Source organism: Streptomyces sp. NPDC048514, from assembly GCF_043199955.1.
Classification (GTDB): Bacteria; Actinomycetota; Actinomycetes; order Streptomycetales; family Streptomycetaceae; genus Streptomyces.
Genome location: NZ_JBICWT010000012.1, coordinates 31,478 through 54,115 on the forward strand (window position 1 = coordinate 31,478; position 22,638 = coordinate 54,115).

The window sequence follows — 22,638 nt, forward strand, 5'->3', positions numbered from 1 at the left end:
AGCGAAGGCTCCGCGGCCCGCGGTGCCTCTCGGCGTAGCAGCGAGGGGCACCGTGGGCCCCTGCCTCGCGTCACCCTGGGCGAAGGGCACAGGCGGAAGCGCACGCACCCGGCAGTCCGGCAGCAAGCGCACGCATCCGGCAGTCCGGCAGCAAGCGCACGCACCCGGCAGTCCGGCAGCGTTCGCGTGCCGAAGGGCGGGGCGCACTGCTCAGTACGTCAGTGCCGCCCATACCCCCGCCGCCGCGACGGCCGCCGCATAGCAGGCGGCTGCCACGGCCACGATCCGACGCCGCCGTCCCGGGCTCCAGGACGTGACCGACAGCACCCGGGCGAGCAGGGGCAGGACCAGGACGGCATGCAGGCTCAGGCCGTGCAGCGGCTTGAGCGGGGCGGTCGAGTGATAGGCGGCCTCCTGGTGGCCGGCCCGGGTCAGCACGACCCCGCGCGCGATCATCGCCGCCCCCGAGGCCAGCGCCACCATGAGCAGCGCGAACCCCGAGCGGACCGCGAGCGGCATGCCTGGTGGACCCGCCGGGCGGCGCTGGAAGGACGCGACGGCGAAGACGGAGAGCAGCGCGACCAGCACGCCACCGCCCACCGCGAGTGTCATGGACACCGCTGTGTCGAAACGGGTCTCCATGTTCAGGTGCGAGGGCACCCGGCGCCAGGCCTGGAGCGTGATGCCGCCCACCTCCACCACGCAGTCGGCGGCGAGGACGAGCAGCAGGGCCGAACGCAGCCGCGCGTCCGTCCGCAGGTACGACGTGACCCAGGTGATCGCGATCAGGGTCACCCCGAACGAGAGCCCGAACGTGACTGGCTTGCGCCAGGAGACGGGGCCGTCCCAGGGGCCGCCGTCGACGGCGAACACCACCAGGTGCGCCAGGCCGGACAGGACGAGGAACAGTCCCGTCGCATGACAGAGGCGGTCGACGGCACGCGGGGTCTTCATGGCCCCGATGCTTCCGGGAGCGGCCGGCGAGGTCGTCGTCCGGCCGAAGGCACCCGCGCTACGCCCTGGGGAGCAGCGCGGCCCCGGCTAGGCCTGGCGGCGGTGTCCGGTGCTGCTCGGGGCTCATGGGGAGACCGTGGCGGCGGGTGGGGTCCAGCGCTTCCCCGGCGGCACCGAGTCGGTGACGCCGTAGTCCTTCTTGAGCTGCTCCGGGATGGCGTAGTGCATCACGCGCCCCCGGGTGAGCGACGACAGCTCGAAGACGGTCGTGAGGTGGCCGAGACGGTCCAGGGCCCAGGCGCCGAGCGGGGAGCGGTCCTCGATGGTCTCCAGCACGCCGAGCAGGCGGGGGACCGCCTTGACGAGGGTGTCCCAGCGGGTGCGGGGCACCTGCAGCCAGTCCGCGCAGGTGTCGCCGACGAGGTGGCGGACGAGTGCGGAGACGATCGGGTCGAAGAAGGTGCCGGGTACGACCTCCTCGTAGAGGTCGATGAGCTGTCGGGTCAGGTGCGCGCCCTCCTGGGAGGGGCCCATGTGGCGGATCATGTACCGGTCCATGAAGCGGCGCGCCTCGTCGAGGGACTTGGGCACGGCCTCCTGGTCCACGCCGAGCATCGCCCCGACCACGCGCCAGGCGTAGTAGTAGGCCTCCGCTCCCTCCGTGGACATGTGGACGCCCAGCCGGTGCAGGCTGTCGAGGACCGTCAGGGAGAAGAACATCTGCCCGCCGATCATGTCCTCCTGGCAGATCGGCGTCCCGAGCGTCTGTGTGTCCCAGCGGTTGTCGCGCTGGAGGTGATGCCGGATCGAGGCGTGCAGCAGCCGGACCTTCTGGGCGGCGGGAATGAACCGGCTGCCGGCCTCGAAGGCGTCGGGCTGCATCAGGTAGACGGTGAACTGGCCGGTCTCCGCCATCCGCTTGGAGGGATACTTCAGCGAATGGGTGGCCGAGAGCAGTTTCGCCACATGCGGTACGACGTAACAGGCGGGCATGGCGGCGAAGGACAGCGCCGTGGAGATGTGCACGTTGTTGTCGATGAAGAACAGCCGCGCCCTCTCCATCTCCGCCCAGTCGACCCAGGCCGGCGGGGCGCTCGTGGCCTGGAGGTACTCACGCGCCACGTAGGGCAGGCCGTCCGGCAGGGGCGCTCCCGCGGTGGAGACGTGACGCATCAGGGTGTTGAACGTGCCGACCTCTCCGCGGTCGAACAGAGCGGCGACGGTGGCATCGGCGAGTTCGTCGCCGGCCTGCCGCAGAGGGTCCATCGACGCCTGGCTGGAGGTCATGACAGGGCTCCTTGTCTCTGGGGGGCGACACCGGGACCCGGACTCGTCTCAGGAGGACGGGACGAAACCGCTTCCGGTGCGGATCGGGAGAGGCGGACCAGGTACGGGCGGGCCGTGGATCGGGACGGGCGGGTCGTCGATGAGGGACGGTCCGGATCGTGCGGATCCTCGACGAGGGACGGGCGGGGCGTCGATGAGGGACGGGCGGGTCGTCGATGAGGGACAGGCTGGATCGTCGAAGAGGGGCGGGCGGATCGTCGATCAGCAGGGGCGGACCGTGGCCGCATGGGCCAGCTCGGTCAGGGCGCCGGCGGCGGACGCGGGCATGTCCAGCTCGTGCAGGGCGTCGAGCGCCTCCTCCACGCGCGCGTGGATCATGTTCTCGACCTGGTCGGGCGCTCCGAGCCCGCTCATCACCTCGCGGATCGCGTCCAGACCCTCCCGGTCCGGCTCCGCCCGGCCCAGCAGACTTCGCAGCCGCTCCCGATCGGCCGCGCCGGCGATGCGCCAGGCCTCCGCCCACAGAGCGGTCGGGCGGCGGCCCCGTACGTCGTCGCTGTCTGCCTTTCCGGTGCGCTCCGGGTCACCGAACAGCCCCAGCAGATCGTCCCGCAGCTGGAACGCCTCCCCCAGCGGCAACCCGTACGCGGAGTAACCCGCCCTGAGTCTTTCGCCGGCCCCGGCCAGCGTGCCGCCGATCAGCAGCGGCTGCTCGACCGTGTACTTGGCGGTCTTGTACCGGATCACCTTCAGGGACGCCGTGGTGTCCGGTACCGCCCCGGTGCGCAGGATCTCCAGGCATTCGCCCGCGATCAGTTCCCGGGCCAGCAGCGACCACAGCGGGCGGGCCCGGACGAGGTACGCGGCGGGCAGGCCGCTGCCGGTGAACAGCTGACCGGCCAGCGCCATCAGCAGGTTCCCGACGAGCATCGCCAGCGACCTCGCCGCGGCGACCGGAAGCGGATGCCCGGACACGGCATCGCGGAGAGCCAGATGAGCCGTGGGCCGGCCGTGCCGCAGGGGACTGTCGTCGATCAGGTCGTCGTGCACGACCGCGGCGGCGTGCACCAGCTCCATGGAGGACGCGGCTCGCACCAGCGCATCACTGTCCGGCTGGCCGGCCGCGCGCCAGCCCCAGTAGCAGAAGGCGGCTCGCAGCCGCTTGCCGTCCGCGACCGCCGCCTCCAGCTGATCGGCCACCGGCCCCAGGGCGGGGTCGACGGTGGCCAGCAGATCCGCCTCCCGGGCGACGAAGTGGTGCAGCACGCCGTCGACGCGGGACTTGAAGGCGGTCGTGTCCCACCGCTCAGTTCCCATCGGATCCCCGGCGGACCAGCGCGTGCTGGGCGAGGATCTCCAGGTGGGCCGGTGGCACGGCGGCACACCGGTCCAGTGCAAGACGACCACGCGCCAGCAGCTCGTGCTCGGCCTGGGCGGCCAGCTCCGCCGTGTCGGAGCGGCGCAGCAGCCCCCGTACGGTCGACAGGGCCGAGCCCAGCGTGCTCACGGCCAGGTCGGCCGCCCCTGCCACCAGCAGCACGGCCTGTTCGTCCAAGCCCCCACGGCGTCGCGCTTCCTGTGTCATGACCTCTCCTCGGCGGCAGCCTCAGGGGCGCCCTCGGTGGCACACGAAGACGGCAACGCTCACGCGGCCGCCCTACGAGCATCGCGCCCGGCCGCCGCGGGAAGGGCGGAACCCGTCATCGGGCGCACCATCGGGTGATCGGTTCGCACGGCCGTGCGGATCGCCGACGGCTTGACGCCGGCGACGTGGGGCGATGGACTCCACCGGCACGCGCTGATGGCGCCGCAGGCACGCGCCGGGACGAGCCCGCGTACGCCGCATCCGCCGACGGCCGACGGCCGCCGGGTCACGGACCACGGCCCCATGGCCGCCGGGTCGTGGTACGCGGTCCGTGACGCCGGTGTGCCGCGCATGGCGCCTCCCGGGCGCGGCGTGGTGCGCTTGACACCAAAATCGAACATCCATTCTTATGGAGGCTCAGGCAAGGCTTTCGGTAGGGGGTTTCGGCCCGGTTTGCCGGGAAAAGTCCCTCGGTTATCCACAGGCTGGGCCTGCGTCGGGGCGCATTGTCAGTGGCAGGCGTTAGCGTCTTTGACGTGAAGCGATCGACTCAAGCAAACCGGGTGGAACCCATGGCAGGAACCGACCGCGAGAAGGCGCTCGACGCCGCGCTCGCACAGATTGAACGGCAGTTCGGCAAGGGCGCCGTCATGCGCCTCGGCGAGCGGCCGAACGAGCCCATCGAGGTCATCCCCACCGGGTCGACCGCCCTGGACGTCGCCCTCGGTGTCGGCGGCCTCCCGCGCGGCCGCGTCGTGGAGGTCTACGGTCCGGAGTCCTCCGGCAAGACGACCCTGACCCTGCACGCGGTGGCGAACGCGCAGAAGGCCGGTGGCCAGGTCGCCTTCGTCGACGCGGAGCACGCCCTCGACCCCGAGTACGCCAAGAAGCTCGGCGTCGACATCGACAACCTGATCCTCTCGCAGCCGGACAACGGCGAGCAGGCCCTGGAGATCGTGGACATGCTGGTCCGCTCCGGTGCCCTCGACCTCATCGTCATCGACTCCGTCGCCGCGCTCGTCCCGCGTGCGGAGATCGAGGGCGAGATGGGCGACAGCCACGTCGGTCTGCAGGCCCGGCTGATGAGCCAGGCGCTGCGCAAGATCACCAGCGCGCTCAACCAGTCCAAGACCACCGCGATCTTCATCAACCAGCTCCGCGAGAAGATCGGCGTGATGTTCGGCTCCCCGGAGACCACGACCGGTGGCCGGGCGCTGAAGTTCTACGCCTCGGTGCGCATCGACATCCGCCGTATCGAGACCCTGAAGGACGGCACGGAGGCGGTCGGTAACCGCACCCGCTGCAAGGTCGTCAAGAACAAGGTCGCGCCGCCCTTCAAGCAGGCCGAGTTCGACATCCTCTACGGCCAGGGCATCAGCCGCGAGGGCGGTCTGATCGACATGGGCGTGGAGCACGGCTTCGTCCGCAAGGCCGGCGCCTGGTACACGTACGAGGGCGACCAGCTCGGCCAGGGCAAGGAGAACGCGCGCAACTTCCTCAAGGACAACCCCGACCTGGCCAACGAGATCGAGAAGAAGATCAAGGAGAAGCTGGGCGTGGGGGTCCGGCCGGAGGAGCCCGCCGCCGAGCCGGCCGCGGACACGGCCACCACGACGGCCGACGACGCCAAGACGGTGCCCGCTCCGGCCACGGCCACTGCCGCCAAGGCCACCAAGCCCAAGGCCGCCGCCGCCAAGAGCTGACCCGTGACACGACGAACCGACTGGGCCGCATACGAGTACGCCACCCCCGGTGCCCCACGGGGGAGGGGCACCGGGGACCACCCGGACTCCGCCCCGGACGGGAACGACGGACACCGGGACGACGGGTACAGCGGGTACGACGGTGACGGCGGCACGTACCCGCATGGCACGGCCGACGACTCGTACGCTGGCGGCTCGCCCGGCCATGTCTCCGAAGGCACCGGCGGACCCCGGAGCGGCCGGGCGCGCGGCAGGCGACGGCGCGGCCTCGGGGACGCGCCCGGTGAGGACGAAGGCGCCCCCTCCTCGTCGAGGGCCGAGCGGGGGGAGTCTTCAGGGGACCCGGCTGAGCGGGCACGGGCGATCTGCCTGCGCCTGCTCACCGGGACCCCGCGCACCCGCAAGCAACTCGCGGACGCCTTGCGTAAGCGGGAGATCCCGGAAGAGGTGGCCGATGAGGTGCTGTCGCGGTTCGAGGAGGTCGGACTGATCAACGACGGAGCGTTCGCCGACGCCTGGGTGGAGTCCCGGCACCATGGCCGCGGGCTCGCGCGGCGCGCACTCGCCCGGGAACTGCGCACCAAGGGTGTCGACTCCACGCTGATCGACGAGGCTGTCGGCCAGCTCGACTCCGAGCAGGAGGAGACGACCGCCCGCGAACTGGTCGCCCGCAAACTCCGCGCCACCCGCGGCCTCGACCGCGACAAGCGGCTGCGCCGCCTCGCCGGCATGCTCGCCCGCAAGGGCTATCCCGAGGGCATGGCCCTCCGCGTCGTCCGCCAGGCCCTGGAGGAAGAGGGCGAGGACACGGAGTTCCTCGGGGACGCAGACCTCTGACGGTGCCCCACCTCCCGGACCCCGTCCGGCCATCGCCCTCGCACTGATCACGGGCACCCGCCGGACTTCGTCCGGGCGCGTCGGCCCTCGTGCGGGTCGCAGGCGCCCCCGCCCCCCTGCTCCGGCCTGGGTCGCACACTCGCGCCCAAGCGCCCAAGCGCCCAAGCGCCAAGCGCCCGAATGCCCAAGCGCCTGAGCGCCTGAGCGCCCGAGTGTGCCTGAGTGTCCCTTCACCGTCGCCGGCCCGGCGAGACGGCCGGCGTGACCGAGCGCTGTCCTGGGCGCGGGCACCGGCACGGGTACAGCCGCCGCGTGCTGGACGCCGGGTGCCGGTCGATGCTGTCGGCCCGGTTCGCCACCTCGCAGACCAGGGAGCGGATCCGGCATGCCCGTGGACCGCGGCCCGGCGCGTCTCCAGACGGCGGCCGGGGCTCACCGCCGACGGAGGAGGGTGGGGTTAGCCCCCGCAGCAGACGCCGGGCCACCGCAGTGCTCCAGCACCCCCACGCGGGCGAGTCTGTACGCACGCCCCGGGCTCACGGCACACATCGCCGAGCCGGCCGCGTACGACACAACCGACGCGCACAACAGAACAGAAGAGAGCCCGCCTGATGCTGCTGCGCTACGCCCTCCAGACCGTCCGTGCCCGCAAGGCGGGATTTCTCGGCGCCTTCCTCGCGCTGATGTGCGCCGCGGCTCTGATCACCGCATGCGGCACCCTTCTCGACACCGGCCTGCGCGGCAGCATCCGCACCGAACGCTACGCCGCCGCTCCCATCGTCGTATCCGGCGATCAGTACGTCCACCGGACCACCGTCAAGCACAAGAAGGGCAAGACCAAGCTCAAACACAAGGCGAAGCCCATCGCCGAACGCGCCTGGATCCCCGAACAGTTGCGCACCAGACTCGTACACACCTCAGGCGTGGCCCGGGTCGTGCCCGAACTCACCTTCCTCGCCGAGCCGTTGACGCCGACCGGCACCGGCGGCCGTACCGCCTACGGGCATTCCTGGGACTCCGCCGCGCTGACGCCGTACCGGCTGACCGCGGGCGGTGCGCCCAGGGCCGCCGATGACCTGGTCGTCGACAGCGACCTCGCCGCCCGGGCCCACCTGCGGCCCGGCGACCGTCTCACCGTGCAGTCCACGCGGGCCCCACGCGCCTACCGGATCACCGGTATCGCCACCCCGGCCGCCGCCGTACGCCACCAGACTTCCCTCTTCCTCACCGCCGCCGAGGCCCGACGGCTCGCCGCCCACCCGGGGCAGGTCAGCGCGTTCGGTGTGCTGCCGGCCGAGGGTGCGGACCCGGAGCGGGTGCGGGAGGCGGTGGTGAAGACGCTGCACGGCACCACCGCCCAGGTCAGCACCGGTGACGCGCGTGGCCCCGTCGAGTTCCTGGACGCGGCCGCCGCCCGCACCCGGCTGGTCAGCATGGGCGGCGCCATGGGCGGCACCTCGCTGCTCGTGGCCGTGCTCGTCGTCGTCGGCACCTTCGCGCTCACCGTCCAGCAGCGCCACCGCGAACTCGCCCTGCTCCGGGCCATCGCCGCCACGCCCGGACAGATCCGCAAGCTGCTCGGCCGGGAAGCGCTGATCGTCGGCGCGGCGGCGGGCACGGCAGGCGCGCTGCTCGGGCTGCCGCTGGGCGCGTGGTTGCATTCCCGGTTCGTCGCCCTGGGCGCCGTACCCGCCACGCTCGAGCACACCGTCAGTGCCTTCCCACCGCTCGCCGCCTTCGCCGCCACTCTGCTGGGCGCCTGGGCCGCGGCCCGGATCGCCTCCCGCAGGGTCGCCACGATCCGTCCGGCCGAGGCCCTCGCCGAGGCCAGGGCCGAGCGGACGCGCCCGGCCTGGGGGCGTGTCGTCGCCGGACTGCTGCTCCTCGCCGGCGGAGTCGTCCTCGTCGTCGTCCTCACCTCCCTGCGCACCGAACCCGCCTCGACACCCGTCACATATCTCGCCGTCGTCGTGCTGGCCACCTCCGTCGCCCTGCTCGGCCCCCTCCTGGTCAAGGCGGCCGCGCTGCTGCTCGCCGGACCGCTCCGGCTCACCGGGAACGGCGGCCGCCTGGCCGCCGCCAACCTGCGCGGCAACGCCGCCCGCATGGCCTCCGTCGTCACCCCCCTCACCCTGCTCGTCGGTATGACCTGCACCGTCCTGTTCGTCCAGTCCACGCTCGGCGACGCCGCCCGCGCCCAGGCCCGCGAGGGCGTCCGCGCCGACTGGGTCGTCGCCGCCCAGGGGCCCGGCATCCCCGAAGAGGCCGCACAGCGGCTGCGCGCACGGCACGACACGGTCACCGAGGTGGTGCGCACGACCGTCCGCATCGGCCTCGACAAGTACCCGGCACAGGGCGTCACCCCGGCCGGTCTCACCCGCACCTGGGACCCCGAGGTCACCGCCGGCTCCCTGGACCGGCTCGCTCCCGGCACCGTCGCCGTCAGTGAACTAGCCGCCGACCAGCACCATTTGCAGCCCGGAAGCACCCTGAAGCTCACACTCGGCGATGGCACGCCCGCCACGCTCACCGTCGCCGCCGTCTATGCCCGCGGTCTCGGCTTCGGCGACCTCACCTTCGCCCACGACCTCCTGGCCCGGCACGTCGACAACCCGCTCGCCTCCTCCGTCCTCGTCGGCACGACCCGTACACAGAAAGAACTCGCGACTACCCTCCGTGAGTTCCCGGGGTTGCGTGTTCTCTCGCCGGCCGCCGCCGACAACCTCCAGGCCGATCGGCAGCAGACGAATGCCGAGGTCAACTACCTCGCCATGGGCCTCATCCTGGCCTTCACCGCGATCGCCGTGGTCAACACGCTCGCCATGTCGGTGGCGGAACGTGTCCGGGAGTTCGCCCTGCTCCGTCTCGCCGGGGCGACCCGTCGCCAGGTGCTGCGCATGCTGCGCACCGAGGTGCTGTCCGTGCTGCTGCTCGCCACCTCGCTCGGCAGCGGTATCGCTCTCGCCGTGCTCACCGCGTTCAGCCTCGGCATGACGGGCCACGCGGCGCCCGTGGTCGCACCGCTGCTCTATGCCACCGTGGTCGCGGTCGCCGGCCTCCTCGCGCTGACGGCCAGTGGGGTTCAGGGGCGTGCGGTGCTGCGCGTGCGGGCGGTGACGGTGGCCACGGCGAAGGAGTGACACCGGCGGAGCCCGTACGCATACGCATCCTGACGTGTGGCGCGCGCCAGACCGCGGGGGCGTCACCCGCGGGCGGATGGCGCCGCTCAGGACGAGGCGGGTTCCAGCGGATGGCGCCGCTCAGGACGAGGCGGGTTCCACCGGCAGGCCGGCCGTGCGCCACGCCTGGAAGCCGCCCACGAGATCCGTCGCCCGGTGCAGGCCGAGCCGGTGCAGGGAGGCCGCGGCGAGGCTGGAGGCGTAGCCCTCGTTGCAGATGACCACGACGCGCAGGTCGTGCCCGGTGGCCTGGGGTGCACGGTGGCTGCCCTGCGGGTCGAGACGCCACTCCAGTTCGTTGCGCTCCACCACGAGGGCACCGGGGATCAGCCCGTCCCGCTCGCGCAGGGCCGCGTACCGGATGTCGACCAGGAGCGCCTCACCGGACCGCGCCGCCTCGTGCGCCTCTCGCGCTTCGATGCGCCGATAGCCGGCGCGTACCCGCTCCAGCAATTCGTCGATCCCGGCGGGCCGTTCGCCTGTCCCGCTCGCTTCCGTCCCGGCGGGGTGCGCCGGTCGCACGTCCTTGTCGCCGCTCACTGCCAGTCCTCCGGGCGTTCGACCTGCTCCAGGCGCAGTACCGGGCCCGTGCGGCTGTAGCGGCGGATCCTCGGCAGCGGCGGGTAGTAGGCGTGGACGGAGATCGCGTGCCGGTCGGGGGACTCGTTGAGTACCTCGTGCACATGGTGGTGTCCGAAGGCGCGGCCCTTCCCGGCGGACAGCCGGCGTTCGCGGTCGACGCCCTCGGTGAGTTCCAGGGTCTTCCAGCCGTCGGTGGGCAGCCGGGCGGCGAGGGAGTACTCCTTGAGCTCGCCCGCGGCGGTGAAGAAGGCACCGACCGAGTCCGCGTGGTCGTGCCAGCCGGTGCCGGTGCCGGGAGGCCAGCCGATCAGCCAGGCCTCGCTGCCGCCCGGCCCCTTCAGCCGTACCCAGGTGCGGCCTTCCGGGTCGAGCGGGAGAGATGCGATCAGCTCCGAGTCGGCCGCAGTGCGCCGTACGAAGTCGAGGAGGTCCGCCTGGGTGGGCGCCGAGCCGACGGCAGGGGACACGGAGGGTGAGGAGACAGGCACGTGCACCGTCCTGAAGAGGGTTCGCGGAACGGGCGCATGGCGGCGCCCGGAAAGAAGAGGGGGATGCGAATTCAGCAGGACGGACGACACACGCAGCCCGCGTAGCGGACGAGGTCCATATGGACCCTCCGCCACAGGCGCACACAGGTGTCGGTCACGATCCGGAGTACAGCACGCTGTCGGACTCCGGTCAACCGACTGTCACCATGTGGACAGAGGGTGACGGCGCCAGCGGCCTGCCGGCCGGCGTCCGCCACAGCCCGGCTCTCCGTCCTTCAGTCACCGCGCCCGGGAACCGGCCTTCGTTCCTTCCCGCACCGCGCCCCGGAACCGGCCTTCGTTCCTTTGCTCACCGCGCGCCGGAACCGGCCTTCGCCTCCTCCTGCACCGGGCCGCCCACCGCTGCCTCCGCCGCCGAGTACAGGTCCGCGGGGCGGACTCCGCTCAGCGCGGTGACCAGGTGGCCGTCGGGACGCACCAGCAGCACGCTGTGAGCCGGCGCCCCCGGGTAGCTCTCCGCGACCAGCAGCTCGGCGGGGTGCGGCAGCGCGGTCACGGCGGCCGCGAGCCGAGGCATCACCCCGGCGGAGACCCAGTGTTTGCGGTCCCAGACGCCTGTGCCCGGTGCGATCAGGACCACCAGCAGCGCACCCCGGCCGAGCCGGTCGCGCAGCTGTACGAAGGAACCGTCCTCCGCGGTGACGCGCACGTCCGTGATCAGTGAGCCCGGCTGGGTGCCGACCGGAATCTCGCCCTCGAGGCGCTGGGCGGCGAGCGGCGAGTCGGCGTACGCCCCCGGCGCGCCGAGTGGCCCGTGCCCCAGATGACCGTCGGTGAGCAGCGCGTCGTGGCCGCGGGCCGCGCCCGGCACGATCTGGCGCAGGCCGCCCCCGCCACGGAGCAGGGGCAGTGCCTGGTCGGCGGCGCGCAGCCGGGCGGCGACCACCCCCCGCCGCTCGGCCTGGTAGCTGTCCAGCAGCGTCTCGTGCGGTCCCCGGTGCCAGGACACGGCCAGCTTCCAGGCGAGGTTGTCGGCATCGCGCAGACCCTCGTCGAGTCCCTGGGTGCCGAGGGCGCCGAGCAGATGGGCCGCGTCCCCGGCGAGGAAGATCCGGCCGGCCCGCCAGCGGCGGGCCAGCCGGTGGTGCACGGTGTGGACGCCGGTGTCGAGCAGCTCGTACACCGGGGTGGAGCTGTCCGTCCAGGCCGCGAGGGTCTCGCGGATCCTGGCCACCAGGATCTCGGGCGTGACGAGGTCCTTCCCCGGTGGCAGCAGCCAGTCCAGGCGCCACACGCCGTCCGGGAGGGGGCGGGCGGTCACCTCCCCGGCCGAGGGCCCGGACTGCCGCCACGGCGGCATCCGATGGAGCAACGCCTGACCCTCCCACGGAAGTTCCGCGCGCAGCGCCGCGATCGCGTGCCGTTCCACCGCCGTACGGCCCGGGAACCGGATGTCCTGCAGTTTGCGCACCGTCGAGCGGGGTCCGTCGCAGCCGACCAGGTAGCTGCCGCGCCACCACGTGGCGCTGGGGCCCCGGGTGTGCGCCGTCACGCCGGAACGCTCCTGCTCGATCGAGTCCAGGCGGCTGTCCACGGCCACCTTCACCAGCGGTTCGTCGGTGACGGCGGCGCGCAGGGCGTTGGTGAGCACGTGCTGGGCGAGGTGCAGCGGGGCTCCGGGGCCGGCCTCCTCGAAAGCGACCTCGTTCATCACCTGCTTGCGCCGCAGGGACCGCCATCCGGCCCAGCGCACGCCGTGCTCACCGAGCGCCACTCCGGTCAGCCGCTCCAGCAGGGCGGCCGTGTCCTCGCGCAGTACGACCGTGCGCGCCGGGCGGGGTTCGTCCTTGCCGGGGCCCTCGTCCAGGACCACGGTCGGCACCTCTTGCCGGGCCAGGGCGAGGGCGAGAGCAAGCCCCACGGGCCCCGCGCCGACGATGATCACCGGGTCCATGACGCGGCGCCCCCTGCCCGTGACGATGCCCTGACGGAGACAAGTGAACAGGAAGGTGGAGCGGGGTGCACGATCACAGAACGTATGCAACCCATTGGCAGAGTTTGCGTCAAGCGACCGGAGGCAGTGGCGATCACGCCACTGCCTCCGGACTATTCATACGATGTGAGCGAGCGTCACTTCCTGGTGCCGCCGAAATCGCCGATGCCTGCGATGGCGCCCGCCGGATCCGCGCCGGTCGCCGCCGTCCCTGCGATGTGCGCCACGTCCTGCGCTCCGAGCACCGCGCCGGTCGACTTCTTCCGTCGCCGCAGCCGGCCCTCCAGCCAGCTCGCGAAGGAGGTCAGCGAGAAGTTGATGAGCACGTAGATCACGGCGATCACCGTGTAGGACGCGATGGTGTTGGCGCCGTAGTAGCCGCTCATCGTGTTCGCCGACGCGAGCAGTTCGGGGAAGGTGAGAACGGCGCCGCCGAGCGCGGTGTCCTTCACGATGACCACCAGCTGGCTGACGATCGCCGGGAGCATCGCGGTGACCGCCTGCGGCAGCAGGATGAGCCGCATGACCTGGCCCTTGCGCAGACCGATCGCCTTCGCCGCCTCGGCCTGGCCCTTCGGCAGGGAGAGGATGCCCGCGCGGACGATCTCGGCGAGCACCGAGGCGTTGTACAGCACCAGACCGGTGACGACCGCGTACAGCGGTCGGTCGTCGGAGCTGACGTCGGTGTACTGGCTGTACAGCTCGTTACCGAAGATCATGAGGACGAGCACGGGGATCGCGCGGAAGAACTCGATCACGATCGTGGCGGGTACGCGCACCCAAGCGTGGTCCGAGAGCCGGGCGATACCGAAGAAGGCACCCAGGGGCAACGCGATGACCATCGCAAGTGCCGCTGCCTTCAGGGTGTTCTGCAGACCGGGCCAGATGTACGTCGTGTACGCCTCGGAGCTGACGAACGGCTTCCACAGGATCCAGTCCAGCTGGTGCTTCTCGTCGAGTGCGGTGTACAGCCACCAGACGACGGCCGCGAGCGCGGCTATGAAGAGAATCGTGTAGAGGACGTTGCGCTGTTTCGCGCGCGGCCCCTGGGCGTCGTACAGGACCGAACTCATCGCTTCACCGCCACCTTCTTGCCCACCCAACCCAGGATCAGACCGGTCGGCAGCGTCAGGCAGCAGAATCCGAAGGCGAAGATCCCGGAGATCAGCAGCAGCTGCGCCTCCTTCTCGATCATGTCCTTCATCAGCAGTGCCGCCTCGGCCACGCCGATCGCCGCCGCCACCGTCGTGTTCTTCGTCAACGCGATCAGCACGTTGGTCAGCGGACCGACGGCGGCGCGGAAGGCCTGCGGCAGGACGACGAGGAACAGGACCTGTGTGAAGCTCAGACCGATGGCGCGCGCGGCCTCCGCCTGCCCGACCGGCACGGTGTTGATACCGGAACGGATCGCCTCGCACACGAAGGCCGACGTGTAGGCGATCAGCCCCAGCACGGCCAGCCGGAAGTTGGCCGTGTCCACGTTTCCGCCGGCACCGAGGCTGATGGTCAGCGTCTGGTAGAGACCGAGCGAGGAGAACAGGATGATCACCGTGAGCGGGATGTTCCGCACGATGTTCACGTAGGTGGTGCCGAAACCGCGCATCAGCGGCACGGGCCCCACCCGCATGGCAGCCAGCAGGGTGCCCCAGACCAGGGAGCCCACGGCGGACAGCAGCGTCAGCTGCACCGTCGTCCAGAAGGCGCCCAGCACGTCGTAACCTTCAAGAAAGTCGAACACGATCTCCCGCGCTTCCGCGTGTAGGGATGCCCGGATGCGCCGCCCTCACGGACGGCGCATCCGCCGGGCGTTGCCTCAGCTCTTGACGTCGCCGATCTTCGGGGCGGGCTCGTTCTTGTAGTTGGCCGGGCCGAAGTTCTTCTCGACGGCCTTGTCCCAGGACTTGTCGGCGACCATGTCCTCCAGAGCCTTGTTGATCTTGGCCTTGAGGTCGCTGCCCTTCTTGACGCCGATGCCGTAGTTCTCGTTGGTCATCTTCAGGCCGCCGAGCTTGAACTTGCCCCTGAACTGGGACTGGCTGGCGTAGCCGGCGAGGATCGAGTCGTCCGTGGTGAGGGCGTCGATCGCCTTGTTCTGCAGACCGCCGAGGCAGGCGGAGTACGTCGGGTACTTCTGGAGCTGCGCCTTCGGGGCGAGCCTGTCCTTGACGTTCTGGGCCGAGGTCGAGCCGGTGACCGAGCAGAGCCTCGCCTTGTTCAGGTCCGCCGCCGTCTTGATGGAGTGGTCGTCCGCGCGGACCAGCACGTCCTGGTGGGCCAGCAGGTACGGGCCGGCGAAGTCGACCAGCTTCTGGCGCTCCGGGGTGATCGAGTAGGAGGCGGCGATGAAGTCGACGTCACCGCGCTTGAGCATGGTCTCGCGGTCGGCGCTCTTCGACTCCTTCCACTCGATCTGGTCGGCGCTGTAACCGAGCTTCTTGGCCACGTAGGTGGCCACGTCGACGTCGAAACCGGCGTAGCCCTGCGGGGTCTTCTGGCCGATGCCCGGCTGGTCGAACTTGATGCCGATGGTGATCTTCTTGCCGCCACCCGAGGAGTCGTCGTCCTTCTTGTCGCCACCGCACGCGGTGGCCGCCACGGAGAGGGCGACGAGGACGGCCGAGGCGGCGGTGACCTTGCGGAGCTTCATGCTGAACATCCTTTGAGTGGTGAAGGAACGAGGTCCGTTGAGTGAGGGGCGACCCGGGCGTGCGGGTACCGGGCGTGCGCCGTCAGTGGTGCAGGATCTTGGACAGGAAGTCCTTGGCCCGGTCGCTGCGCGGGTTGCTGAAGAACTGGTCGGGCGCAGCCTCTTCGACGATCCGGCCGTCCGCCATGAAAACCACACGATTTGCAGCCGAACGTGCGAAGCCCATCTCGTGGGTGACGACGATCATCGTCATGCCCTCACGGGCGAGCTGCTGCATCACCTCGAGGACCTCGTTGATCATCTCGGGGTCGAGGGCGGAGGTCGGCTCGTCGAAGAGCATGACCTTCGGGTCCATCGCCAGCGCCCGTGCGATGGCGACACGCTGCTGCTGGCCGCCGGACAGCTGGGCGGGGTACTTGTCGGCCTGGGTGCCCACGCCGACCCGGTCGAGCAGGGCCCGCGCCTTCTCCTCGGCCTGCTTCTTGTCCGCCTTGCGGACCTTGACCTGGCCCAGCATCACGTTCTCGAGCACGGTCTTGTGCGCGAAGAGGTTGAAGGACTGGAAGACCATCCCGACGTCCGCGCGCAGCCGGGCCAGCTCGCGGCCCTCGTGCGGCAGCGGCTTGCCGTCGATCGTGATGGCGCCCGAATCGATCGTCTCCAGGCGGTTGATGGTGCGGCACAGCGTCGACTTGCCGGACCCGGAGGGCCCGATGACCACGACGACCTCGCCGCGGGCGATCGTCAGGTCGATGTCCTGGAGCACGTGCAACGCGCCGAAATGCTTGTTGACGCTCTTCAGGACGACCAGTTCGTCGGACGCGGCCACGTCTTCCTTGGCCACCGATACATTGGTCATCGCTCTCAGGCTCCGTCCTCCTCGGGTATCCGAGGACAGTAATGAGGGGCTGTGACCTGCGTCATCACATCTGAGGGAGATCTGAGCATCACGATCCGATAGCAATCGGACACGTGTCGTAGCACTTACCGGCTGTACGTATATCGGCCGGGTAACGGAAGCGGTCGGCAACCGGAACGCTCTTGACGCCGTCCTTGTCCATCGGCGTCACTGCCTGGGTGCACGCGCGCGTGAACGCGATGGACGGATGCACGAGAACCGAGACCGTACGAACGCCGAACCGGAGGGGGCCGGGATGAGACTGCTGCTCGTCGAGGACGACAACCACGTCGCCGCGGCCCTGTCCGCCGTCCTCGCGCGGCACGGCTTCGACGTCACCCACGCGCGGAGCGGCGAGGAGGCCCTGCAGGCGCTCGTCCCCGAGAGCGCCGGTTTCGACGTGGTCCTGCTCGACCTGGGCCTGCCCGACCAGGACGGCTACGAGGTCTGCGGCAAGATCCGTAAGCGCACCAGCATCCCGGTGATCATGGTCACCGCCCGCTCCGACGTCCGCTCCCGCATACACGGGCTCAACCTGGGCGCCGACGACTACGTGGTGAAGCCGTACGACACCGGCGAACTGCTCGCCCGGATCCACGCCGTCAGCCGGCGCACCGTCCATGAGGACCCGGCCGCGGGCGGGGAGAGCGCCCTGCTCCTCGGCCGCGTGCGCATCGAACTGCTGACCCGCCAGGTCAGCGTGGACGGTTCGGTTGTCCAACTGACCCGCAAGGAGTTCGATCTGCTCGCGCTGCTCGCCCAGCGCCCTGGCGTGGTCTTCCGCCGGGAACAGATCATCAGCGAGGTCTGGCGCACCAGCTGGGAGGGCACCGGCCGCACCCTGGAGGTGCACGTCGCCTCCCTGCGCGCCAAACTGCACATGCCCGCGCTGATCGAGACCGTACGCGGCGTCGGCTACCGGCTCGTCGCCCCGGCCGCCTAGCGGGGACGGGTGCGCACACGCCTCCTGCCGCTGCTCACCGTCCTCCTGGCGGCCGTCCTGCTCGCGCTCGGCATCCCGCTCGCCGTGAGCGTGGCCGCCGGCCAGCAGCAGCCGGTCGTCGTGGACCGTATCGACGACACCGCACGCTTCGCCGCGCTCGCCCAGTTCGTCACCGACGGACCCAGCGGACCGCGCCGCACCACCGTCGACGGGCGCTGGGAGACCCTGCGCAGCGAACTGGAGAGCTACTACGGCGTCTACGGCATCCGCGCGGGCGTCTTCTACCGCAACGGTTCGGCGATGGCCAACGCGCCCGGCGACTGGTTCGTACCGCGCGCGGGGGAGGTGCGGGAGGCGTTCGACGAAGCGCTGCTCAGCCGCCGCAGCCACGACCCCCGGCAGGTGTGGCCCTGGCAGCGCAGCCGGCTGGTCGTCGCCTCGCCGGTCATCCGGGACGGCGACGTCGTGGCGGTCGTGGTCACCGACTCGCCCACCGGGCAGATGAGGTCGCGGATCCTGCGCGGCTGGCTGTTCATCGGGGCCGGCGAGATCGCCGCGATGCTGCTCGCCGTCGGCGCCGCGCTGCGCCTGACCGGCTGGGTGCTCAAGCCGGTGCGGGTCCTGGACGCCACCACCCACGACATCGCCACCGGTCGCCTGAAGTCCCGGGTCGCGGCCGCCGGCGGTCCGCCGGAACTCAGACGGCTGGCCCGCTCGTTCAACGAGATGGCCGACAACGTCGAGGAAGTGCTGGAGCAGCAGCGCGCCTTCGTCGCCGACGCCTCGCACCAACTACGCAACCCGCTCTCCGCACTGCTGCTGCGCATCGAGCTGCTCGCCCTCGAGCTGCCCGAGGGCAACGAGGAGATCGCCTCGGTCCGCACCGAGGGCAAGCGCCTCGCGCGGGTCCTGGACGACCTGCTCGACCTGGCCCTGGCCGAGCACGCCGACGCCGATCTCCGGCTGACCGACATCGGAGCCCTGGCCGAGGAGCGGGTGGCCGCCTGGTCACCGGCCGCCGCGGCCGGCGGCGTCCGGCTGACCGGCGACTGCCCGCCGACCACCGCCTGGGCGGACCCGATCGCGCTGTCCAGTGCGCTGGACGCGGTGATCGACAACGCCGTGAAGTTCACTCCCGAGGACGGCACCGTCGAGGTCGCCGTCTCCGCCGACGGCGACACCGTCATGGTCGTCGTCACCGACACCGGGCCCGGCCTCACCGACGAGGAACTCGCGCGCGTGGGCGACCGTTTCTGGCGCAGCGGCCGCCACCAGAACGTCAAGGGATCGGGTCTCGGGCTGTCCATCACCCGTGCTCTGCTCGCGGCCGGCGGCGGCTCCCTCGCCTACGCCCACCACGAGCCGCACGGGCTGCGGGCGACGGTCTCGGTTCCCCGGCACGCGGAGAGCGGGCAGGGGGCGTGACACCGCCTTCCGGCCGGTACGGCCTCGCCACTCCGTCCTACGGATCACGCGCGGGTCCCAGGCCTTCCCCGCGGCCCGGTCGCCTCGGGTCGGCTCGGGCGTCACCGGTGCGGGCCGGTCGCCGTGCGGGCCGGCCACCGTCTCACCACGCGGTCGGTCGGCTTCGGCGGCAGCGGCGGGAACGGTGTTACGGCTTCACCGACCGGTAGTAGCGCCGGGCGCCGGCCTGCAGGGGCAGCGGGTCGGTGTAGATGGCGGTGCGCAGGTCGACCAGTTGCGCGGAGTGGACGTGGGCGCCGATGTCGTCGCGGCTCTTGATCACCGTGCGGGTCACCCACTCGGTCAGCCGGGGGTCCATGTCCGTGCGGGTCATCAGCACGTTGGACACGGCGATCGTCGGCACCTGGGTGCCCTGCTGTACGGCCGGGTAGGCGGACTCCGGGATGTTGGTGGCCCGGTAGTAGCGCGCTCCCGGCCCCTCGCCGTGCAACTTGGTGATGAGATCGCCGTCGATCGGCACGAACGTGAAGGCGGCCTCCTTCGCCAGCTTGTCCAGGCCCTTCGTGGGCAGCCCGCCCGACCAGAAGAAGGCGTCGATCTTCCCCTGCCGCAGGCTGTCGGGCCCGGTGTCGATGCCGTCCGCGACCGGTGTGATGTCCTTCTGGTCGATTCCGGCCGCCCTCAGCACCCGGTCGGCGATCAGCCGTACGCCGGAGTCGGGCAGCCCCGTCGCCACCCGTTTGTGGCGAAGATCCGATACCTTTCGGATGTCCGAACCGCGGCGCACGATGAGATGCACATAGTCGTCGTAGAGCCGGGCCACACCGCGCAGCCGGCCGGCGCCGGTGCCGTGCCGCAGCGCGTACGTCTCCACCGCGTCGGCCGCCGCGATGGTGAAGTCGGCCTGCCCGGTCGCGACCCGCTGCACGTTCTCCTGCGATCCGGCGCTGTTGAGCAGCTTCACCTCCAGGCCGGGCATGTCCCTGGCCAGCTCGGTGCGCAGCCGCTCCCCGTACTCCTGGTAGACGCCCCGGGGCGTACCGGTGCTGAAGACGATCGTCCCGCTCGGCGGCTTCTCGCCCAGGGGCAGCAGCCACCACAGCAGCAGCCCCAGGGCCACGGCACCGACCGCTGCGGTCTGCAGCGTCCGGCGTCTGCTGATTCGGGGGAGCACCTTGGACATGCGGCGATCCTGCCAGCCGACACACGCGCCTGACCAGGGCCGGGGTCACTCTGGGAGAGGGAGGGTGCCGCTCGTGACCCCCAGGGACCCTGTTGCCGGGGGCCGGGGCGGTGCGGCGGGGAAGGCCGCGGCAAGTGCGGCGGGGAAGGCCGCGGCAAGTGCGGCGGCCCGTGTCCGACGCCTGTGGCCGGTGGGGCGAGCAGTGTCGGTGGGGGCCGTTAGAGTCGCGGCATGACCACATCGCCCGCCGGCCTCGTCCGTGAGTTCCACAGCGCCTTCGGCCTCGGCGCCCGCAGCACTCCGGGCCAGGTCGCCCCCGAACTGGCCGCGCACCGCGGGGAGTTGCTCGCCGAGGAGGCCGCGGAGGTCGCCGAGGTCGCGGTGGCGGGACCGCTCGACCGGCTCGCGCACGAGCTGGCGGACGTGGTCTACGTGGCGTACGGCACCGCTCTGGTCCACGGCATCGACCTCGACGAAGTGATCGCCGAGATCCACCGGGCCAACATGAGCAAGCTCGGCCCGGACGGGCAGGTCGCCCGCCGGGCCGACGGCAAAGTCCTCAAGGGGGAGCACTACCGGACGCCGGACGTGTCGGCCGTGCTGCGCCGGCAGGGGTGGATACCGGGCGGCACGGCCTGATTGGTGGTGGCGCTGCCACATCACGACTTCGAAGAGGTCTCAGGGCGATACCTGGGAAGACAGGGAGCCGTCCGCCAGCTTCCACTCGCGGTGCAGGGCGCCCAACGGGATGGTCCGCCGGACGACCGGCGTACCGAAGATGGACAGCTGGAGCCGCAGCGTCCCGGACAGATCGACCCCGCCGTACACGCTCCAGGTGCCCTCCGCCTTCGGCGCGCCCGCGTCGGTGGCGGCGGTGACCGTCCCGGACGCCCTGCCGCGCAGGTACGGGGCCAGGTCGGCGGTGACGCCGACGGTGCCGTAGAGGCCGACGGAGGCCTCGGCGCCGAGTGCCGTCTTCATGTCGCCGGCGGTGGCGAGGGAGGCGTGCACCGGGGTGCTCGTCATGTTCGAGGAGCTGACCGGCGTCCAGCCCCTGGCCGGGCCGAAGGTGCCGCCCGCCCTGAAGTCGCCCTTGAGGCTCTGCTCGACGTCGACGGTGACGTGTCCGTCGCCGCTGCTCTGCACGTAGCAGGTCAGGTCCAGGTTGACGACGACGGGGACGGGGCCGACCTGCAGAACGGGATCGGCGTGCAGCTTGGCGAAGGGGATGCGCAGCGGCGTTCCGGTGGCCGCGGCGGCACGGCCCTTGACGGCCCACCCGGAGGTCCAGTCGCCGGACACGCCGAGGTACGCCGAACCGGGCGTCGTGCCGGTCCCGGCGCCGCCATAGGCGAAGTCGACCTGCGGCGCGACCTGGACGAAACCGTGTACCGAGGCGGTGGCCGAAGCCGGAGCCTCCTTGGCCGTCGGCACCGCGGCGCTCACGTCGAGCCGGAGGCTGCCGAGCGGCACCGCCGCTCCCTCGGGACCGGCATGCACGGCACCGGACTTGGACCAGGACACCTTCACATCCGGCAGCAGCTTGTCGACGGTGAACGACGACGGGTCGACCGGCACGTCGCCTTTCGCCGTGTCGTCGCCCAGCAGTGCGTCGAGCGTGGCCGGTTCGGTCTGCACCTCGGTCCCGCGGTCCGACTCACCGATCACCTTGGTGACCTTGGCGAGCAGTCCGTGCGGTGCCCCCGGCGCTGGCGCACTGGCGACCACGTCGCCCACGGCCGCTTCATGCGGGGCGGCGGAGGCGCCGCCGGAAGCGGGGGCACTCGGTGAACCGCCGGCCCGCTTCGGCTCGTCGGAGATGACGGCACGCCGAGTGTGGCTGTCGTACGAGCTGACGGTGAGCGTGGTCCTGTGAGCTCGCCGCCCGGAGCCGCGGGGGCTCCCGGTGGCGGTCGCGGCTGCTGCGGGTGCTGGTGCTGCGGCGACGGTGAGCGGGTGGTCCGTGCCGTCGGCGGGGCCGTCGTCGGCCTTGGTCTGCTGTCCGTGCTCGCCGGCCGCGGGGCGCTCGGTGTGTGGCGACGGTGAGGAGCAGGCCGCGGCGAGGAAGAGAGTGGTCACGGCGAAGGCGGGCAGCAGGGCATGCCTGTGCCTCGTGCGTCTGCGCAAGGTTGGTCCCGAGTGAAGTGGGGGGTGCAGAGAGGTACCGACGCTCGGTCTGCTCATGGGCGGTACCAGTCGGTAACTTGGTGACGAGCCATGAGCATGCCACGGCACGCGCATGGGGCTCTCACGAACCGGTCACAACTCAAGGTGACGTCGGCCACGACGAGTTCACGTCACGCATGGCCGAAGTGCGGTGACGTCAGGGATGGGTGAGCCCCGTTCACCCTCGCGAACCGCGCCGCCCCGGACGTCGGAGCACGGACTCGGCCGCGGCGATTGCCGAGCCGCCGGCCACGTCCCGCCTTCCCGGAAGGGCGGGACGCGACGGCGTCCGTGGGGGGCTCAGCGAAGGCCGGGGCCGGTTGTTCCGGCGAGCCCGGTGCCGCCGAGGCCGGTCAGCAGGTTCGAGAGCTGTGCGAGGTCCTCCTCGGCCCATGCCGGGCCGGTGAAGATCTCTGCGGCGGTCTCCTCGGCCGTGGCCAGCATCTCCACCAGTCGCTGTCGGCCCGTCCCGGTGAGCGAGGCGTACGCCACGCGCGCGTCCCGGGCGTCCGGCTCGCGACTCACCAGTCCGATCCGCTCCAGCGGAGCCAGCCCGCGCGTCACCCCGGACGCCGTCAGCCCCAGCGCCTCGGCCAGGTCGACCCGGCGCATCCGGCCGCCCGCCGCCTGCCCGAGGCGCAGCAGCAGGGTGAAGTCGGCGAGGCTGACCCCGTGGAGCCCGCTCAGCCGGGCGTCGAACCGCCGTACGAGCGCCGCCTGCGCCCGCACCAGTCGCAACGCCGTGTCCAGCGCCTCACTCATGGCCCC

21 protein-coding genes are annotated in these 22,638 nt (G+C 71.5%); 6 read left to right on the forward strand and 15 right to left on the reverse strand.

Annotation, left to right across the window (positions count from 1 at the left end; genetic code table 11):
- Nucleotides 1-210 precede the first annotated feature (210 nt).
- The 4 genes from ACGFT2_RS26035 to ACGFT2_RS26050 form a co-directional block, all read right to left on the reverse strand.
- The gene (locus ACGFT2_RS26035; RefSeq protein ID WP_393282269.1) at nt 211-954 is read right to left on the reverse strand and encodes a hypothetical protein; all 744 of its coding nucleotides are present in this window, start codon (nt 952-954) and stop codon (nt 211-213) included.
- 123 nt (nt 955-1,077) lie between these two features.
- The gene (locus ACGFT2_RS26040; protein WP_393282272.1) at nt 1,078-2,241 is read right to left on the reverse strand and encodes an oxygenase MpaB family protein; all 1,164 of its coding nucleotides are present in this window, start codon (nt 2,239-2,241) and stop codon (nt 1,078-1,080) included.
- Nucleotides 2,242-2,502: 261 nt separating this feature from the next.
- On the reverse strand, nt 2,503-3,558 hold the full coding sequence (locus ACGFT2_RS26045; RefSeq protein WP_393282274.1) for a polyprenyl synthetase family protein: 1,056 nt from the start codon (nt 3,556-3,558) through the stop codon (nt 2,503-2,505).
- Nucleotides 3,548-3,826, reverse strand: coding sequence for a polyprenyl synthetase (locus ACGFT2_RS26050; RefSeq protein ID WP_393282277.1), 279 nt, complete (start codon nt 3,824-3,826; stop codon nt 3,548-3,550). Before ACGFT2_RS26050 ends, ACGFT2_RS26045 begins: the two co-directional genes overlap by 11 nt.
- A 572-nt stretch (nt 3,827-4,398) precedes the next feature.
- On the opposite strand from ACGFT2_RS26050, the gene recA reads away from it, so the two are divergent.
- From recA to ACGFT2_RS26065, 3 genes are all read left to right on the forward strand, one after another.
- Entirely contained in the window at nt 4,399-5,529 is a 1,131-nt protein-coding gene (gene recA, locus ACGFT2_RS26055) for a recombinase RecA (RefSeq protein WP_393282279.1), read from the forward strand.
- Nucleotides 5,530-5,532: 3 nt separating this feature from the next.
- Nucleotides 5,533-6,366: a recombination regulator RecX gene (recX, locus tag ACGFT2_RS26060; protein ID WP_393282282.1), complete on the forward strand. Its 834-nt coding sequence runs from the start codon at nt 5,533-5,535 to the stop codon at nt 6,364-6,366.
- A gap of 611 nt (nt 6,367-6,977) precedes the next feature.
- A complete protein-coding gene (locus ACGFT2_RS26065; protein WP_393282285.1) occupies nt 6,978-9,506 on the forward strand; it encodes an ABC transporter permease in 2,529 nt (842 codons plus the stop codon).
- A gap of 120 nt (nt 9,507-9,626) precedes the next feature.
- Here the strand turns inward: ACGFT2_RS26065 and ACGFT2_RS26070 are convergent, their stop codons facing one another.
- The 8 genes from ACGFT2_RS26070 to ACGFT2_RS26105 all read right to left on the reverse strand — a co-directional run bounded on the left by ACGFT2_RS26070 (nt 9,627) and on the right by ACGFT2_RS26105 (nt 16,114).
- The gene (locus ACGFT2_RS26070) at nt 9,627-10,067 is read right to left on the reverse strand and encodes a rhodanese-like domain-containing protein (RefSeq protein WP_393282847.1); all 441 of its coding nucleotides are present in this window, start codon (nt 10,065-10,067) and stop codon (nt 9,627-9,629) included.
- A gap of 14 nt (nt 10,068-10,081) precedes the next feature.
- On the reverse strand, nt 10,082-10,594 hold the full coding sequence (locus tag ACGFT2_RS26075; RefSeq protein ID WP_393282288.1) for a cysteine dioxygenase: 513 nt from the start codon (nt 10,592-10,594) through the stop codon (nt 10,082-10,084).
- Between the two features lie 92 nt (nt 10,595-10,686).
- Nucleotides 10,687-10,734, reverse strand: a complete 48-nt coding sequence (locus ACGFT2_RS26080) for a hypothetical protein (RefSeq protein WP_309506048.1) — start codon at nt 10,732-10,734, stop codon at nt 10,687-10,689.
- 230 nt (nt 10,735-10,964) lie between these two features.
- The gene (locus ACGFT2_RS26085) at nt 10,965-12,569 is read right to left on the reverse strand and encodes an FAD-dependent monooxygenase (RefSeq protein ID WP_393282290.1); all 1,605 of its coding nucleotides are present in this window, start codon (nt 12,567-12,569) and stop codon (nt 10,965-10,967) included.
- Between the two features lie 176 nt (nt 12,570-12,745).
- Complete coding sequence (locus tag ACGFT2_RS26090) at nt 12,746-13,681, reverse strand: amino acid ABC transporter permease (protein ID WP_393282293.1); 936 nt, start codon at nt 13,679-13,681, stop codon at nt 12,746-12,748.
- Nucleotides 13,678-14,346 (reverse strand): amino acid ABC transporter permease, encoded by a 669-nt coding sequence (locus tag ACGFT2_RS26095; protein ID WP_393282296.1) that lies wholly within the window; start codon nt 14,344-14,346, stop codon nt 13,678-13,680. Before ACGFT2_RS26095 ends, ACGFT2_RS26090 begins: the two co-directional genes overlap by 4 nt.
- Nucleotides 14,347-14,421: 75 nt before the next feature.
- Entirely contained in the window at nt 14,422-15,255 is an 834-nt protein-coding gene (locus ACGFT2_RS26100; RefSeq protein ID WP_393282299.1) for a glutamate ABC transporter substrate-binding protein, read from the reverse strand.
- 82 nt (nt 15,256-15,337) lie between these two features.
- Nucleotides 15,338-16,114, reverse strand: coding sequence for an amino acid ABC transporter ATP-binding protein (locus ACGFT2_RS26105; protein ID WP_393282302.1), 777 nt, complete (start codon nt 16,112-16,114; stop codon nt 15,338-15,340).
- Nucleotides 16,115-16,409: 295 nt separating this feature from the next.
- Between ACGFT2_RS26105 and ACGFT2_RS26110 the strand changes: the two genes are divergently transcribed.
- The gene (locus ACGFT2_RS26110) at nt 16,410-17,096 is read left to right on the forward strand and encodes a response regulator transcription factor (RefSeq protein WP_393282850.1); all 687 of its coding nucleotides are present in this window, start codon (nt 16,410-16,412) and stop codon (nt 17,094-17,096) included.
- A gap of 9 nt (nt 17,097-17,105) precedes the next feature.
- The gene (locus ACGFT2_RS26115) at nt 17,106-18,521 is read left to right on the forward strand and encodes a sensor histidine kinase (protein WP_393282304.1); all 1,416 of its coding nucleotides are present in this window, start codon (nt 17,106-17,108) and stop codon (nt 18,519-18,521) included.
- Nucleotides 18,522-18,708: 187 nt separating this feature from the next.
- Here the strand turns inward: ACGFT2_RS26115 and ACGFT2_RS26120 are convergent, their stop codons facing one another.
- The gene (locus ACGFT2_RS26120; RefSeq protein ID WP_393282307.1) at nt 18,709-19,704 is read right to left on the reverse strand and encodes a TAXI family TRAP transporter solute-binding subunit; all 996 of its coding nucleotides are present in this window, start codon (nt 19,702-19,704) and stop codon (nt 18,709-18,711) included.
- 231 nt (nt 19,705-19,935) lie between these two features.
- Between ACGFT2_RS26120 and ACGFT2_RS26125 the strand changes: the two genes are divergently transcribed.
- A complete protein-coding gene (locus ACGFT2_RS26125) occupies nt 19,936-20,343 on the forward strand; it encodes a MazG nucleotide pyrophosphohydrolase domain-containing protein (protein ID WP_393282310.1) in 408 nt (135 codons plus the stop codon).
- A 39-nt stretch (nt 20,344-20,382) separates the two neighbouring features.
- Here ACGFT2_RS26125 and ACGFT2_RS26130 read toward each other — a convergent pair whose 3' ends face one another.
- The gene (locus tag ACGFT2_RS26130) at nt 20,383-21,831 is read right to left on the reverse strand and encodes a hypothetical protein (RefSeq protein WP_393282312.1); all 1,449 of its coding nucleotides are present in this window, start codon (nt 21,829-21,831) and stop codon (nt 20,383-20,385) included.
- Between the two features lie 339 nt (nt 21,832-22,170).
- Nucleotides 22,171-22,632, reverse strand: coding sequence for a MarR family winged helix-turn-helix transcriptional regulator (locus ACGFT2_RS26135; RefSeq protein WP_393282315.1), 462 nt, complete (start codon nt 22,630-22,632; stop codon nt 22,171-22,173).
- Between the last annotated feature and the right edge of the window lie 6 nt (nt 22,633-22,638).

Excerpts from the sequence above, each read along its gene's own strand:
- ACGFT2_RS26105 (WP_393282302.1), bottom strand. The coding sequence starts at position 16,114 with ATGACCAATGTATCGGTGGCCAAGGAAGACGTGGCCGCGTCCGACGAA.
- ACGFT2_RS26090 (WP_393282293.1), bottom strand. The coding sequence starts at position 13,681 with ATGAGTTCGGTCCTGTACGACGCCCAGGGGCCGCGCGCGAAACAGCGC.
- ACGFT2_RS26050 (WP_393282277.1), bottom strand. The coding sequence starts at position 3,826 with ATGACACAGGAAGCGCGACGCCGTGGGGGCTTGGACGAACAGGCCGTG.
- ACGFT2_RS26120 (WP_393282307.1), bottom strand. The coding sequence starts at position 19,704 with ATGTCCAAGGTGCTCCCCCGAATCAGCAGACGCCGGACGCTGCAGACC.
- ACGFT2_RS26125 (WP_393282310.1), top strand. The coding sequence starts at position 19,936 with ATGACCACATCGCCCGCCGGCCTCGTCCGTGAGTTCCACAGCGCCTTC.
- ACGFT2_RS26135 (WP_393282315.1), bottom strand. The coding sequence starts at position 22,632 with ATGAGTGAGGCGCTGGACACGGCGTTGCGACTGGTGCGGGCGCAGGCG.
- ACGFT2_RS26110 (WP_393282850.1), top strand. The coding sequence starts at position 16,410 with ATGAGACTGCTGCTCGTCGAGGACGACAACCACGTCGCCGCGGCCCTG.
- ACGFT2_RS26065 (WP_393282285.1), top strand. The coding sequence starts at position 6,978 with ATGCTGCTGCGCTACGCCCTCCAGACCGTCCGTGCCCGCAAGGCGGGA.
- ACGFT2_RS26045 (WP_393282274.1), bottom strand. The coding sequence starts at position 3,558 with ATGGGAACTGAGCGGTGGGACACGACCGCCTTCAAGTCCCGCGTCGAC.
- recA (WP_393282279.1), top strand. The coding sequence starts at position 4,399 with ATGGCAGGAACCGACCGCGAGAAGGCGCTCGACGCCGCGCTCGCACAG.
- ACGFT2_RS26040 (WP_393282272.1), bottom strand. The coding sequence starts at position 2,241 with ATGACCTCCAGCCAGGCGTCGATGGACCCTCTGCGGCAGGCCGGCGAC.
- ACGFT2_RS26035 (WP_393282269.1), bottom strand. The coding sequence starts at position 954 with ATGAAGACCCCGCGTGCCGTCGACCGCCTCTGTCATGCGACGGGACTG.
- ACGFT2_RS26100 (WP_393282299.1), bottom strand. The coding sequence starts at position 15,255 with ATGAAGCTCCGCAAGGTCACCGCCGCCTCGGCCGTCCTCGTCGCCCTC.
- ACGFT2_RS26085 (WP_393282290.1), bottom strand. The coding sequence starts at position 12,569 with ATGGACCCGGTGATCATCGTCGGCGCGGGGCCCGTGGGGCTTGCTCTC.